The 13816-nt window shown below is 36.2% G+C and carries 14 protein-coding genes, 1 riboswitch and 1 other annotated feature; of the genes, 10 read left to right on the top strand and 4 right to left on the bottom strand.

The genetic code is table 11. The features are described from left to right. Nucleotides 1–18: 18 nt before the first annotated feature. The 5 genes from speG (at nucleotide 19) to AC3WVA_RS06880 (ending at nucleotide 4493) form a co-directional block, all read left to right on the top strand. A complete protein-coding gene (gene speG, locus AC3WVA_RS06900) occupies nucleotides 19–534 on the top strand; it encodes a spermidine N1-acetyltransferase (protein WP_048528188.1) in 516 nt (171 codons plus the stop codon). Between the two features lie 437 nt (nucleotides 535–971). Further along, complete coding sequence (locus AC3WVA_RS06895) at nucleotides 972–2519, top strand: ABC-F family ATP-binding cassette domain-containing protein (RefSeq protein WP_098520869.1); 1548 nt, start codon at nucleotides 972–974, stop codon at nucleotides 2517–2519. Nucleotides 2520–2524: 5 nt separating this feature from the next. Then, complete coding sequence (locus AC3WVA_RS06890; protein WP_492321837.1) at nucleotides 2525–3718, top strand: MFS transporter; 1194 nt, start codon at nucleotides 2525–2527, stop codon at nucleotides 3716–3718. Between the two features lie 190 nt (nucleotides 3719–3908). Further along, nucleotides 3909–4115 (top strand): DUF3955 domain-containing protein, encoded by a 207-nt coding sequence (locus AC3WVA_RS06885; protein ID WP_098520932.1) that lies wholly within the window; start codon nucleotides 3909–3911, stop codon nucleotides 4113–4115. 138 nt (nucleotides 4116–4253) lie between these two features. Continuing rightward, entirely contained in the window at nucleotides 4254–4493 is a 240-nt protein-coding gene (locus AC3WVA_RS06880; RefSeq protein ID WP_098520867.1) for a DUF3947 family protein, read from the top strand. 33 nt (nucleotides 4494–4526) lie between these two features. Here the strand turns inward: AC3WVA_RS06880 and crcB (AC3WVA_RS06875) are convergent, their stop codons facing one another. Continuing rightward, nucleotides 4527–4883, bottom strand: a complete 357-nt coding sequence (gene crcB, locus AC3WVA_RS06875; protein WP_098520866.1) for a fluoride efflux transporter CrcB — start codon at nucleotides 4881–4883, stop codon at nucleotides 4527–4529. Next, complete coding sequence (gene crcB, locus AC3WVA_RS06870; protein WP_141539577.1) at nucleotides 4880–5284, bottom strand: fluoride efflux transporter CrcB; 405 nt, start codon at nucleotides 5282–5284, stop codon at nucleotides 4880–4882. The genes crcB (AC3WVA_RS06875) and crcB (AC3WVA_RS06870) overlap by 4 nt, the downstream gene beginning before the upstream one ends. A gap of 56 nt (nucleotides 5285–5340) precedes the next feature. Then, nucleotides 5341–5400, bottom strand: a riboswitch (Fluoride riboswitch). Nucleotides 5401–5619: 219 nt separating this feature from the next. Between crcB (AC3WVA_RS06870) and AC3WVA_RS06865 the strand changes: the two genes are divergently transcribed. The 5 genes from AC3WVA_RS06865 to tyrS all read left to right on the top strand — a co-directional run bounded on the left by AC3WVA_RS06865 (nucleotide 5620) and on the right by tyrS (nucleotide 11733). After that, nucleotides 5620–6678: an endonuclease/exonuclease/phosphatase family protein gene (locus tag AC3WVA_RS06865; RefSeq protein ID WP_098345484.1), complete on the top strand. Its 1059-nt coding sequence runs from the start codon at nucleotides 5620–5622 to the stop codon at nucleotides 6676–6678. Nucleotides 6679–6705: 27 nt separating this feature from the next. Then, nucleotides 6706–8208, top strand: a complete 1503-nt coding sequence (locus tag AC3WVA_RS06860; RefSeq protein ID WP_098345485.1) for a DUF4077 domain-containing protein — start codon at nucleotides 6706–6708, stop codon at nucleotides 8206–8208. Between the two features lie 195 nt (nucleotides 8209–8403). Further along, nucleotides 8404–8799 carry an SET domain-containing protein gene (locus AC3WVA_RS06855; RefSeq protein WP_000573651.1) on the top strand — a complete coding sequence of 132 codons (396 nt, stop codon included), beginning with the start codon at nucleotides 8404–8406 and terminating at the stop codon, nucleotides 8797–8799. A gap of 390 nt (nucleotides 8800–9189) precedes the next feature. Then, nucleotides 9190–10107 carry a UDP-N-acetylmuramate dehydrogenase gene (murB, locus tag AC3WVA_RS06850; protein ID WP_048528197.1) on the top strand — a complete coding sequence of 306 codons (918 nt, stop codon included), beginning with the start codon at nucleotides 9190–9192 and terminating at the stop codon, nucleotides 10105–10107. A 95-nt stretch (nucleotides 10108–10202) separates the two neighbouring features. Beyond that, nucleotides 10203–10418: a binding site (T-box leader), on the top strand. Nucleotides 10419–10470: 52 nt separating this feature from the next. Further along, the gene (tyrS, locus tag AC3WVA_RS06845; protein WP_048528198.1) at nucleotides 10471–11733 is read left to right on the top strand and encodes a tyrosine--tRNA ligase; all 1263 of its coding nucleotides are present in this window, start codon (nucleotides 10471–10473) and stop codon (nucleotides 11731–11733) included. A 190-nt stretch (nucleotides 11734–11923) separates the two neighbouring features. Here the strand turns inward: tyrS and AC3WVA_RS06840 are convergent, their stop codons facing one another. Together AC3WVA_RS06840 and AC3WVA_RS06835 are read right to left on the bottom strand one after the other, a co-directional pair. Continuing rightward, on the bottom strand, nucleotides 11924–13102 hold the full coding sequence (locus AC3WVA_RS06840) for an NAD(P)/FAD-dependent oxidoreductase (protein ID WP_000043198.1): 1179 nt from the start codon (nucleotides 13100–13102) through the stop codon (nucleotides 11924–11926). A gap of 44 nt (nucleotides 13103–13146) precedes the next feature. Next, nucleotides 13147–13587: a DUF1641 domain-containing protein gene (locus AC3WVA_RS06835; RefSeq protein ID WP_001115309.1), complete on the bottom strand. Its 441-nt coding sequence runs from the start codon at nucleotides 13585–13587 to the stop codon at nucleotides 13147–13149. Between the last annotated feature and the right edge of the window lie 229 nt (nucleotides 13588–13816).

The raw sequence follows: 13816 nt of genomic DNA, 5'->3' as shown, positions 1-13816 counted from the left end.
TACTTGGAGGTTATAGCAATGAGTCAGGAATTGAAGTTACGTCCTTTAGAACGGGAAGATTTAAAATTTGTACACGAACTAAATAATAATGCACATATTATGTCGTATTGGTTTGAAGAGCCGTATGAGGCATTTGTGGAGCTGCAGGATTTATACGATAAACATATACATGATCAAAGTGAACGCCGATTTATCGTGGAGAAAGATAATGAGATGGTTGGATTGGTCGAGTTAGTGGAAATCGATTATATTCACCGTAGAACAGAATTCCAAATTATTATTGATCCAAATTATCAAGGATATGGTTATGCAGCAGAGGCGACGCGTTTAGCGATGGATTACGCTTTTTCTGTATTAAATATGCATAAGATTTATTTAGTTGTGGATAAAGAAAATGAGAAAGCAGTCCATGTGTATAAAAAGGTTGGATTTATAGTGGAAGGCGAGCTTTTAGACGAGTTTTTCGTTGATGGTAACTATCATAATGCGATAAGAATGTGTATGTTTCAAAAGGAATATTTTAAAAATAAGTAGTTGAATGATTTTGAAGTAATGTTGACGCTTCATAAAACCGTGTGCTAAAATCCCTTTTAAGTATTAAGGAAGGTGCAGAACATGCTTTATATAAAATTTGTAAAACTCATTAGAAAACTTTGCTCCGCACAAATGTATACGGTGAAGCGTTGTACGGAGCTTAATCAAGGGGTATAAATCCCCTATATTCATCGGCTGAATAACTTTTCGAAAAAAGTATAGTTTACCTATGCTTATTTCGTTATGGTTTTTCAGCTGGTGTATAAAATAGATTAAGGGGCCATAGACAATGCTTTGTCTATGGCCCTTTGTGTATATTATTCCGATGAGTCTTTACTGTAAATTGGAATAGTATAGGAAAAACCACGAAGCAGAGGGCTAGTGTCGAATGACGCTATCTCTCTGCTTTTTTTAATTTCAGGAAAAGAGGAATAAAAATGAGTTTACTTAAAGTTGAAAGTTTATCACATAGTTTTATAGATAAAGTATTATACGAAAATGCTTCTTTTGATTTGCATAAAGGAGAACATATGGGAATTGTTGGACAGAATGGTGCAGGAAAAAGTACATTAATGAAAATATTGGTGGGCGAAATTATTTCTGATAAGGGGAGCATTAAGTGGCAACCTAATATTCAAATTGGACATCTTGATCAATATGCAGAAGTTGATGGTAACTATACTATTTCACAATATTTAAAGCGAGCCTTTAATGATTTGTATGAAATGGAAGATAGAATGAACAAGTTATATGAAGAAAGTGCGATGACTGGAGATGAGAATCAACTATTGAAAGCAGCTGAAATACAAGAGCAGCTGGAAGCTCGTGGTTTTTATTCAGTTGACAGCGTAATAAATAAGGTGGCAGCCGGTTTAGGTATTGATGCTATTGGGATGGATCGTGTTATTGGTGAATTAAGTGGAGGACAACGGGCAAAGGTAATTTTAGCAAAGCTTTTATTAGAGGAGCCTAATATTTTATTACTAGATGAACCGACAAACTTTCTTGATAAAGAGCATGTTGAATGGCTTGCTAATTATTTAGTGAATTTTGAAGGGGCGTTTATTGTCGTGTCACATGATTTTGATTTTCTAGAAAAAGTAACTTCTTGCATATGTGATGTAGAATTTGGAACGGTGAAGAAGTATTACGGCAAATACTCAGATTTTGTAAGACAAAAGGAGCATTTGCGAAAAGATTATATGCGTCAATATTATGCACAGCAAAAGAAAATTGAAAAAACGGAAGAGTATATTCGTAGAAATATTGCTGGGGTGAATTCAAAAATAGCACAGGGACGTAGAAAACAATTGGAGCGTATGGAAAGAATTGCGCCGCCAAGTTTTACTCATAAACCGTCTATTCATTTTCGGGAACTTCCCATTTCAGTTCAGACAGTTCTTGAAGTAAATAATCTTGAAGTTGGTTACGATTTTGCTCTCTTACCAAAGTTGAAATTTTCAGTAATGGGTGGACAAAAACTTGTTATTACAGGTTTCAATGGAGTAGGGAAATCTACTTTGTTAAAAACAATCGTTGGAAATATTGCTAGTATTTCTGGAGAGTTTCAATTTTCAGAGCAAATAAAGATTGGATATTATGAGCAAGATTTAAATTGGAGCAATGATTGTTTAACGCCGCTTCAAATTATTTCAGAACATTTTCCTAAACTGAATATGAAGGAAATACGCCATCATTTAGCTGCATGTGGTGTGAAGGATACGCACGTTTCGCAAGAAATTCGTACGTTAAGTGGTGGTGAACAATCGAAGGTGAAACTGTGCGGATTATTACTATCACCTTGTAACTTCTTAATTTTAGATGAGCCGACAAATCATTTAGATGCAGAAGCGAAGGAAGCTTTGCAAAAGGCGCTAATTAAGTTTAAGGGCAGCATTATACTCGTATCTCACGAAGCAAGTTTTTATCTTGATTGGGCAGATAGCACCTTTGATATAGAGACAGGATTAGTTAAGGGGGTGTGAAACATATGGGTGAAAACAATTGGAAAACGAAAATTATATTATTTTTGACTGCTCAAACGATTTCGTTATTCGGTTCATCTCTCGTACAGTACGCGATTATATGGTATATCACCTTAACGACATCGTCAGGGTTAATGTTGACCATTTCAACCGTTTCCGGTTTCTTACCACAAATTGCGATTTCTTTATTTGCGGGTGTTTGGATTGATCGTTACGACCGTAAAAAGATGATTATGTTATCGGACGGGGTTATAGCAATTGCTACATTAGTTTTAGCAGTTCTATTTTTAACAGGATATAAAAGTATTTGGTTACTTTTTATAGTACTACTCATTCGTTCAGCTGGGACAGGGGTACAAACGCCAGCTGTGAATGCGTTAATCCCAAAAATCGTTCCAAAAGATCATCTTATGAAAGTGAATGGGATAAATAGCAGTATTACATCTTTAATTATGTTTCTTTCTCCAGCAGCAAGTGCTGCAATTCTTTCTATTGCTAGCATTGAAACGACATTTTTTATTGATGTTATTACGGCTATGATCGGAATTAGTATTATGTTTATCATTCAAGTGGAGAGACATGTGAATGCAGAGAGTAAGCAAAAATCTAATCTACAAGGCATAAAAGAAGGCTTTGCTTATTTAAAAGAAAATGTATTTATTAAAAGGTTACTCGTTTTATTAATTATTGTCATGATTTTAATAAGTCCAGCTGCCTTTTTAACACCTTTAATGGTAACCCGTTCTTTCGGTGCAGAAATGTGGAGACTTACTGCTAGCGAGATGACTTTTAGTGCGGGAGCGGCAGCTGGTGGCATATTGATTGCAGCGTGGGGTGGTTTCCGTAATCGTATGCATACAACGGCGATAGCTTGTGCGTTGTATGGACTGCTTATGATTGGACTAGGGATTGCTCCGGTATTTATTATGTATTTAGTAATTAATTTTTTAATTGGTATAACAATGCCGTGCTTCAATACACCGGTTACCGTGTTATTGCAGGAAAAAGTAGAACCTTCTATGCATGGGCGGATGTTTAGTCTTGTACAAATCGCTAATTCATGCGCCCTTCCTTTAGGAATGATAATATTTGGCCCATTGGCTGATATGTTTCGTGTAGAAATTTTGTTAATTTATGCTGGGATGCTCGTATTGTTGTGTGCGATTTATGTTGTAGTAAGTAAGAGGTTTGAAGTGTAAATATTCATGATTAAAAAGGTTTGTGAGGCGATTTAAGTTGCTTCATAAACCTTTTATTTAAATTATAAATCAATAATAATTTATCGAAAAACAATAAAAAGTTATTGACTTGTAGTTTTATTGAATTTATTATGATGGTAGTAAAAAGGAATACAAATAAATGAATTATGAAGTTAAAGGAGAATATATTATGAAAAATAAATTTTTATTAGTTATCGTACTGCTATCGTTAGGAGTTACTTGTTTATTAATGCACGGGGCAACTAGTAAAGTAGCGGATAATGGTTTGCTTGTAGAGCCTTTCTTTTTCCTAGTACCAATAAGTTATTTACTGTTCTTTAGTGGTATTGGTGTATTACTATTTGGAGTTATTACCTCGAAGTTGAAAAAACAGTAATAGACAAAATAGAACTTTAGTCTGTGGGGCCAGCCTGATAGGTTATTAGCTTACGGCAAATGGAATTTTATGAGCTAAAACACCTACTATGGAATAGCAACATATAATATGGAAGAAAAATAATAAGTGAGCTGAATCATAATGAATCATTATTTTTATAATGGTAGACAAGTAGGAGCAGCTATTACTTTGGCAGGAGCACAGGGGACAATTCATGCTGTGAATCAAGCGATTCAAATGCAGCAACAAGCATATTTTGCACAAATGATGCAAGGGCAGTATATGTCATACTCACAGCCTCCGATGCAAGTTGTACATTATGATGTGCATCCAACAGGTTTATTTTCCATCCCATATGGCGGGACATATTTCTTATGAAAGAAAGCGACTGATCAGAGTCGCTTTCTTTCTTTATATTCCGCCTAGCTGCATTCCAAGGAATGCGAAGAGGATACCAATCGTATAAGTGGCACTTAAATATAGAAATAGTATGCCAAAGCTTTTGCGGTTGAAAAGCTGAACAGATTCTAATTTAAACGTCGAAAATGTCGTGAAGGCACCCATAAATCCAGTCCCTAATAATAATTGCCAACTTGTAGAGACTCCGTTACCAATTATATATCCGAGTAAAAATGCGCCTGTTATATTAATGAGAAATGTTGCGATTGGAAAGGAAGTTTTATTTCTTTTTTTAAACCAATTGCTAATTGCAAATCTTGTAATAGCACCGAAAAAACCGCCTATTGCTATTAATAAAGCTTCTATCATAAGTGATCACCTTCCGCAAGGTGTTTCTTAATTAAGTAATCACCTAGTGTATAGCCAAGAGCAGACATAATGAGACCACCAAGTATGCTGCATGATACATATAAGAAAGCAGTACTCCATTCAGAGTGATTGATTAATTGTACAGTTTCTACACTGAATGTCGAAAACGTCGTAAAGGAACCGATGAATCCAGTTCCAATGCCTGTAATAATCTCTGAGGGCAAGATATTTCTCCGAGCGACATGCGTAGTTAGCCACGCTAATAAGAAGCAGCCGGCTAAGTTAATCAGTAACGTAGCTAATGGAAATGAATGATGCCATGAAGTATGAATAGTAAGACCTAAATAATAACGAGAGAGGGCTCCTAATATACCGGAAATGCCAACAATAATATAAATCAATATCTTCACCTCTTTAAAAATAGCTTGCTCAAAAAAATAGACTCCTACCAGTAGTTATACTGGTAGGAGTCATTAGCTTAGCAGCAGTTATGGCGAACTCCATCGCCTATGATTATTACATATAGTGTACTAAAAAATGCATTGAATTTCCAGTGAAGAAGTGGAGCCATGCTGTATGTGTGTGATGGTTTAAGATAGTGAAAATACACTTATAAACTAAATATAGTGATATAAGGTTTTTGATATGATAAAATGTTTTGTATGTCTGTCATTCGGTTTCAGTTAACTGAAAATAAAGATAATTAAACTGTGTGTTTTAGAAAAGGGGCGTTTATTTGAAGAAATTATTAAAAATAGTACTTATATGTATTTTAGTAGGGGTGGGAGTTGTAGGTGGTTTTTTAGCTTATATGACACTTACAAAAGAACAGCCTGCTGATGTTATAAGCTTGAAGGTGGAAAATAATAAGGAGCGCGTATTAGCGCCTGACAATGAGTTTAAAGTGACAACATTTAATGTTGGATATGGTGGATTAGATAAGGATCAAGATTTCTTTATGGATGGCGGGAAGGGGTCTGGTTCAAGTAGTAAAGAGCAAACGGAAACAAATTTAAAGAATATGCTTTCGTTTTTACAAAATGAGAATAGTGATTTTGCGTTGTTACAAGAAGTTGATATAAAATCAATGAGATCTTTTGATGTAAATGGGCATGAATTTTTGAAAAAGGGATTACCTGATTATGCTTCGTCGTTCGGGAAGAACTACGATACAAAATGGGTTCCCGTTCCAATTACAAGTCCAATGGGATATGCGGAGGCTGGATTAAGTACATTTTCTAAATATACAGTTCAAACAGCTGAGAGGTTTCAGCTTCCTGGAATGGAGCCTTGGCCGAAGCGTTTGTTTGATTTAGATCGAGCGATTGTTGAACATAAAATTCCTGTTAGTAATGGGAAGTTTGTTAGACTCGTCAATCTACATTTGTCTGCTTATGATGAAGGCGGGAAAATTAGAAAGCAGCAAGTAGAGTATTTAAAAGAATATATGAACAAGCATTATAAAAATGGTGATTACGTAATAATGGGCGGAGATTGGAATCAGTTACTTTCTGATGTTCAGTTAAGTGATCCGAAGTTTGTGAAAGAGCGTCCAGAATGGTTAGTAGAGTTACCAAAGGACTTTACTGATGGTGGCTTTAAGTGGGCTGTAGATCCGTCTGTTATGACTGTAAGAGATGATGTGAAGAAATATGTGGAGGGTGAAAACTTCGTCACGATTATTGATGGCTTTATCGTTTCACCGAATGTGGAGATTGTAAATGTACAAGGGAAAGATTTAAAGTTTGAAAATAGCGATCATAATCCAGTGAGTGCGGTATTTAAGCTGAAGTAATGAAGTGTGGAAGGCGGGACTTTATATATGGAGTGGTTAAAGAAGACTTGTTTTTCTAACCTTGAGAAAGAATCACAGAAAAATCATTTATTGCTGTTTATCACGATTTGCAGTTTCTTCCTTGGAATAATCGCGATTGGATATTACGGATATATTTTTACAGAGAGAGCAATAGCTTTTTGGGTTTGTGGTATTTCTGTTGTTGTATTTGGAACGCTGTTTACTTTTATAGAAAGTATGGAAGCGATGTATAAATATATCATGACATTTATGCTGCTTATTATGTCTTTCATTATGGTACAAGCTTTTAATGAAAGTCCGGCTGTATTTCAAATGGTCTATTTTACATTAGCAGTTTCACTCATTTATTTAAGTGAACGTCTCGTTATCATTCTTGGCGGAGTAGCGGTTGTGATTACATTTATTCTTTGTAGTTATTGGCCGGAGCAATTTTTTGCTTATACAGCAGCATCTGAAGCTGCAAACTTCGCAAGCTTGTTAGCGATTGTAACGATTGCGATGTGGGGCGTAACGAAGATTGGATCTAATCTGCTAGCTCATTTAAGTGATGAGAAGCAAGAAGTAATGAGGAAAGCTCAGGAGTTAGAAGAAACGCAAAGACTTATTGAGGAAACGGTTGTGAAACTAGATAGTAATTTCAATCATTTAAGACAAAATATGAATACATCTATGGAGTCGATGGGTGAAATTAATTTCGCTTTTGAAGAGGTGGCAGTTGGCACTCAATCACAATCAGAGATGATGCATCGTTCAGTAGAAGTATTGAATGAGATGGAGGGGAATATTGAACAAATCATTTCTCAAGTAAGAAATGCCTCGATTCGTGTTGATGAAAGTTTAGAAATTTCAAAGGGTAGTGTACATACTTTACGAAATTTTGAAGCGAATATGAGAAGTTTAAATGATGTTGTTTCACAATCAGGAATTATATTTAGAGATTTAATGATGCAGTCGAAGCAAATTAATGAAATTGTAGATGTAATAACGAATATTTCAAGTCAGACAAGTTTGCTAGCTTTAAATGCAAATATTGAAGCGGCAAGAGCAGGCGAGCATGGAAAAGGATTTGCTATTGTAGCGAATGAAGTATTAAAGCTTGCGGAAGAATCGAATCGTTCTGCGGGGAGAATTCAAAGTATTTTGAAGGAGTTTAGTAATCAAGCAAGTAAGGTGGAAGTGCAGGTAGAGAAATCAGAAAGAGTACAAGAAGAATGTAACGAAATGTTAGCAAGCGTTTTAATAAATGTAACAGATTTAGGAAAGTTTATTGATGCAATTAATGATGTAATGCGAGAGATTGTGGGTCATCAAGAAAGTTTCCAAGTTAAAACGACGAATATCGTAAAGGATGTTACACATGCTTCTAACGTAATTCAGCAAACTTCTGCGGCTACGGAAGAAGTGTTAGCGAGTGTGGAAGAAGAAAAACATCGAAATGATATATCAGTGAAGACGTTACATACTGTTAGTGAGCAAGTGAAGTTGCTAGAAAATATTTTAGAAAAGTAATATCGCTTCAAAGGGCACATGATGTGTGCTCTTTTTTCATTTAAACGAATACTTAATCGGAATTTAATTGCTTTTCTGCGCGTTTTCTGCCAAGCTTAAGGAGATAAAGTGAGACTAATACCTACTCATTATTAGTTGAACCTCGCGAATAGCGAGATAAAATACTTCAAAGAAAGAATTATATAGGTGACGCATATGATCGAAGTTAAGACTTCTGAACTTAGTGATGGGGAATTTAATAGAGGTGTATTTGCAACTCGTGATATTAAAAAGGGTGAGCTGATTCACTCAGCACCAGTTATCTCTTATCCGAATGAACAGCACGAACACATTGAGAAAACGTTACTTGCTGACTACGCATTTGAGTATGGGGTAAATCATACGGCATTCCTGTTAGGATACGGTATGTTATTTAATCATGCATATAATCCGAATGCAACGTATGAGATTGTCTTCGAAAATCATACGTTTAACTTCTTTGCTTACAAAGATATAAAAGCGGGAGAAGAGATTCTAATCAATTATAATGGTGAAGTTGATGACGATGAGCTATTATGGTTTGATAAGGAAAAAGAAGAGAACGAAAAGTAAATTAAAATAAGTGATGAAAGGGATGCTTTTACATAGGTAAAAGCATCCCTTTTTAGTAATGAAAATAAAGTAAAGATTACAAAAAAATACCACTTTCTTTTCGTATGGTATAGTAAGATACTGAAGGATAGTGTGCTGAAAAAGTAATATATTTTACAAATTGTTGTCTTTCTGATGACATGTCAAGTTTAGTAGCCCATTTGGGTTGCTTTATTATGCAATATATATTTTAATATGAGTGGCACCTCTTATAAATTAAGAGGTTTATAGGTGTCTCGAATTGATTTTGGGTACACTGTATCCACCACTTTAGGTTCATTTCATGTATGTGGGGATATTATGGGCCCGTATAACGGGATAAAAAGAATATAGAAATAGAGGAATCGTAAAATGAATATGCAAGAGGTTTATGAATATTTAAGTACGGTATTGCCTGAAGGTCATGTGAAACAAGATGAAATGTTAAAGAATCATACGCATATTAAAGTTGGTGGAAAAGCAGATGTGTTCGTTGCACCGACAAATTATGATGAAATTCAAAAAGTTATTAAATATGCTAATGAATATAATATTCCAGTTACGTTTTTAGGAAATGGATCAAATGTCATTATTAAAGATGGTGGAATTCGCGGAATTACAGTAAGTTTAATTCACATTACAGGCGTTACTGTAACAGGAACGACGATTGTAGCACAGTGCGGTGCGGCAATTATTGATGTATCACGTATTGCATTAGATCATAATTTAACGGGTCTTGAATTTGCTTGTGGTATTCCAGGTTCAGTTGGCGGAGCATTATATATGAATGCTGGTGCTTACGGTGGTGAAATTTCGTTTGTATTAACAGAAGCTGTCGTAATGACAGGTGATGGAGAGCTACGTACTTTGACGAAAGAAGCATTTGAATTCGGATATCGTAAGAGTGTATTTGCGAACAACCATTACATTATTCTTGAAGCGAGATTTGAACTTGAAGAAGGTGTACGTGAAGAAATTAAAGCAAAAATGGATGATTTAACGTTCAAACGTGAGTCAAAACAGCCTCTAGAATATCCTTCATGTGGTAGCGTATTTAAGCGCCCACCAAATAACTTTGCTGGTAAATTAATCCAAGAATCTGGACTACAAGGTAAGCGAATTGGCGGAGTGGAAGTTTCTCTAAAACATGCTGGATTTATGGTGAATGTTGATAACGGAACAGCACAAGATTACATTGATTTAATTCATTTCGTACAAAAGACTGTTGAAGAGAAATTTGGCGTGAAGTTAGAGCGAGAAGTAAGGATTATTGGAGAAGATAAAGAATAAACATATGTATGAAACTACGAATTATTTTAAAATAACATTTGGGTATTGTTGACAATTTGTTTTCAATTCAATATAATGGCTAATAATTTAACAAATAACATACGTTGAAAGAGCCCAGTAGCAGTTTGTCACTGTTAACGAGAGAGCTAGGGGTTGCTGGAACCTAGCACAAACAAACTTGCGAATTACACTCTGGAGTATCTTAGGTAATGCTAAGCGGATTGGCAATCGATATTATTGCTAAGAGTGGTATGAGTAGTTATGCTATTTATACAAACTGGGTGGTAACACGGTGAATAATCGTCCCTATGTCATAGACATAGGGACTTTTTGTTTTCAAAAAAATAGAGGGGATGAAAAAAGATGAATATTATTGATGAATTAGAATGGCGTGGCGCCATTAATCAACAAACGGACGAAGAAGGTTTACGTAAGCTAGTAGAAGAGAAAAAGATTTCACTATACTGCGGAGTTGATCCGACTGGTGATAGCATGCATATCGGACATTTGATTCCATTTATGATGATGAAGAGATTTCAGCTAGCTGGTCATCATCCGGTTATTTTAATTGGTGGGGCAACAGGAACAATTGGTGATCCGAGCGGACGTCAATCAGAACGACAACTTCAAACGTTAGATGTCGTGCAGCATAATGTGGATGCGTTAACAGCGCAAATGAAAAAGCTATTTGATTTTGGTGGCAATAGCGAAGTGAAGATGGTAAATAACTACGACTGGACGCATGAAATAAATATTATCGAGTTTTTACGTGATTACGGGAAAAACTTTAGCATTAATAGCATGTTAGCAAAAGACATTGTAGCAAGTCGTTTAGATACAGGAATTTCTTTCACGGAATTTACGTACCAAATCTTGCAAGCGATGGACTTCCATCATTTATACACGAAAGAAGATGTTCAACTGCAAATTGGTGGTAGTGACCAATGGGGAAATATTACGAGTGGGTTAGATTTAATTCGTAAGTTAGAAGGGCACGAAGCGAAGGTATTCGGATTAACGATTCCGTTATTATTGAAATCAGATGGTACGAAGTTTGGTAAATCAGCAGGTGGTGCGGTTTGGCTTGATCCTGAAAAAACAACACCGTTTGAATTTTACCAGTTCTGGGTAAATACAGATGACCGTGATGTCGTTAAATACTTGAAATACTTTACGTTCTTAACGAAAGAGCGCATCGATGAATTGGCAGTGAAGGTAGAAACAGAGCCTCATAAACGTGAAGCGCAAAAAGTATTAGCGGAAGAAATGACGAAATTTGTTCATGGAGAAGAGGCATTCCTGCAAGCTGTGAAAATTACCGCAGCGTTATTTAGCGGAGATATTAAATCGTTAACAGCCGATGAAATTGAGCAAGGCTTTAAAGAAATGCCAACATTCCAGTCTTCAAAAGAGACGAAAAATATCGTAGAATGGCTAGTCGATTTAGGAATTGAACCATCTAGACGACAAGCACGTGAAGATATTAATAACGGAGCTATTTCGATGAATGGCGAAAAAGTAACAGATGTGGGTACGGATGTGACTGTAGAAAATTCATTTGATGGACGATTTATTATTATTCGTAAAGGGAAGAAGAACTACAGCTTAGTGAAGTTAGGAGAATAATTTGTGTGAAAGGATGGGAGTAGAAAGAATACTTCCATCCTTTCATATACACAATTTAGACATAAAATAATCAGTAAATTTAGATAATTAAAAGGGTTATATTATTCTTCTGCCGAATATATAAGTTAGAGAAAATTACGGACTAAAATAGCCCGAACCATGCAGGGCATGATTCGGGCTTATATTCAGATTAGTAAGCTAAGCTGAATAGACCTTTAATGTGTGATAAGTAACGAACGTTACTTGCTTCTTTCATTAATGATGCTGGTAAGCCTTTAAGTGGAGTATTGCTTGCTCCGATTGTAGCAACAGCATCTTTACGTCCTAGACTAGCAAGTGTTCCAGAGTTTACAGGTGCGAACTCTTCGAATGCTTTGCCTTCTAGTGCTGCGTATAAGTTGTATCCAATTAACTCACCCATTTGCCAAGCGATTTGTGCAGTTGGTGGGTATGGACGTCCGTCTGGAGCGAAGACAACAGCGCTGTCTCCAGCAACGAATACGTCTTTGTGAGAAGTAGATTGTAGGTATGCATCAACTGTTGCACGACCACGGTTTACTTCAAGACCTGATTCACCGATTAGTGGGTTACCTTGTACGCCGCCTGTCCAAACGAATGTGTTAGCAACAAGTTTTTGACCGTCTTTTAAGTCGATTTCATTGCCAGCAACGTTTGTTACAGGAAGACCAGTTAAGAATGTAACGCCGCGTGCTTCTAGGCTAGTAGTTGCACGTTCGATTAAGTGGTCTGGTAATACTGGAAGGATTTTTGGACCTGCTTCAACAAGAAGAAGTTTAACTTCTTTTGGATTTACGCCGTGGCTTTTTGCGAGTTTAGGCATAATGTCAGCAAGCTCACCAACTAGCTCAACGCCAGTTAATCCGCCACCACCGATTACGATTGTAGCATCAGCTTCGTTTTTCGTTTTCGCGTATTCACGAATACGGTCTTCAACGTGTTTGTAGATTTTGTTTGCATCAGCAGCAGATTTTAATACCATGCTGTTTTCTTCTAGTCCTGGAATACCGAAGTAAGCAGTTTTACTTCCTAAAGCAACTACAAGTGCATCGTAAGATAAAGTAGTGCCACCAGCTAGTTTGATTTCTTTGCTATCAACTGAGAATGACTCAACTGTTGCGATTTTAAGATCGATATCTTTACCTTTGAAAAGCTTTGTAAGTGGCATTGCAATTGCTTGCTCAGACACGTTACCTGCTGCAAGGCGGTGTAGTTCAGTGATGATTTGGTGTGTTGGGTATTGGTTAATCACTGTAACTTGTGCTTCTGATTTGCTGTAATATTTACGTACGTTTAAAGCGGCAAGAAGACCGCCATAACCAGCGCCTAAGATGACAATTTGTTTTGACATAGTATGATATCCCCCGTCTTTACTAATTGTTGTTATAAGTTAACTTATTTATTGTTACGTTCTGCACTAATTTGAAGATATGCGTTCACAAAGCGGAACATTTTTTGTGCTTGTGGGTCTTTTAGTAATTTTAATAGACCGAATAAGCCGATAACTTCGTTGCTTTCGTCAGCACGATCTTTCGCTTCGATAGCAGTTGCAGCCATGCTTTTCACTGTATCTTTTACAGGTTCTACAAGCTCTGTGATTGCACCAACAGTGTCGCTTTTTAATACTTCATCAGTAGCAACAGTTTGAGCGAAGTCATAAGACTTAGTTAAAATGTTAACAAGCTCAGTTAATTTTGGAAGCTGTTCTACTAGTGTAGTTAATGATTCTTGTACCTCAGGTTTTAACAACTGATCAAGTACATCAAGTTGTCCTTGGCTAGCAGAAATTTGTACAGTTTCTTGTTCTGGCTTTGTTTGAGTCATAGTTTCTGGCATCTCCAATTCTCCTTTACGATAGCAATACTCTTATTTTTGATAGGTAAGATAGTAAACGCTTGCGAAACTTTATACAAAGTTTCACAAAACACAATAAAATGCCTTTAAATTTATGTCAGCAAGTAAGCTGAAATCATAAACCCAAAACCATAATGTCCTACCTATTATTTATGAACTGTCCGATACATGGCTTGTCCGCATAATGGAAAGTTCCTTTATCGGAAAGTGT

The organism is Bacillus sp. EB106-04-02-XG92 (assembly GCF_058791995.1).
The sequence above is the reverse complement of the archived record's forward strand: the minus strand, read 5'-3'. Positions and strand labels throughout refer to the sequence as shown.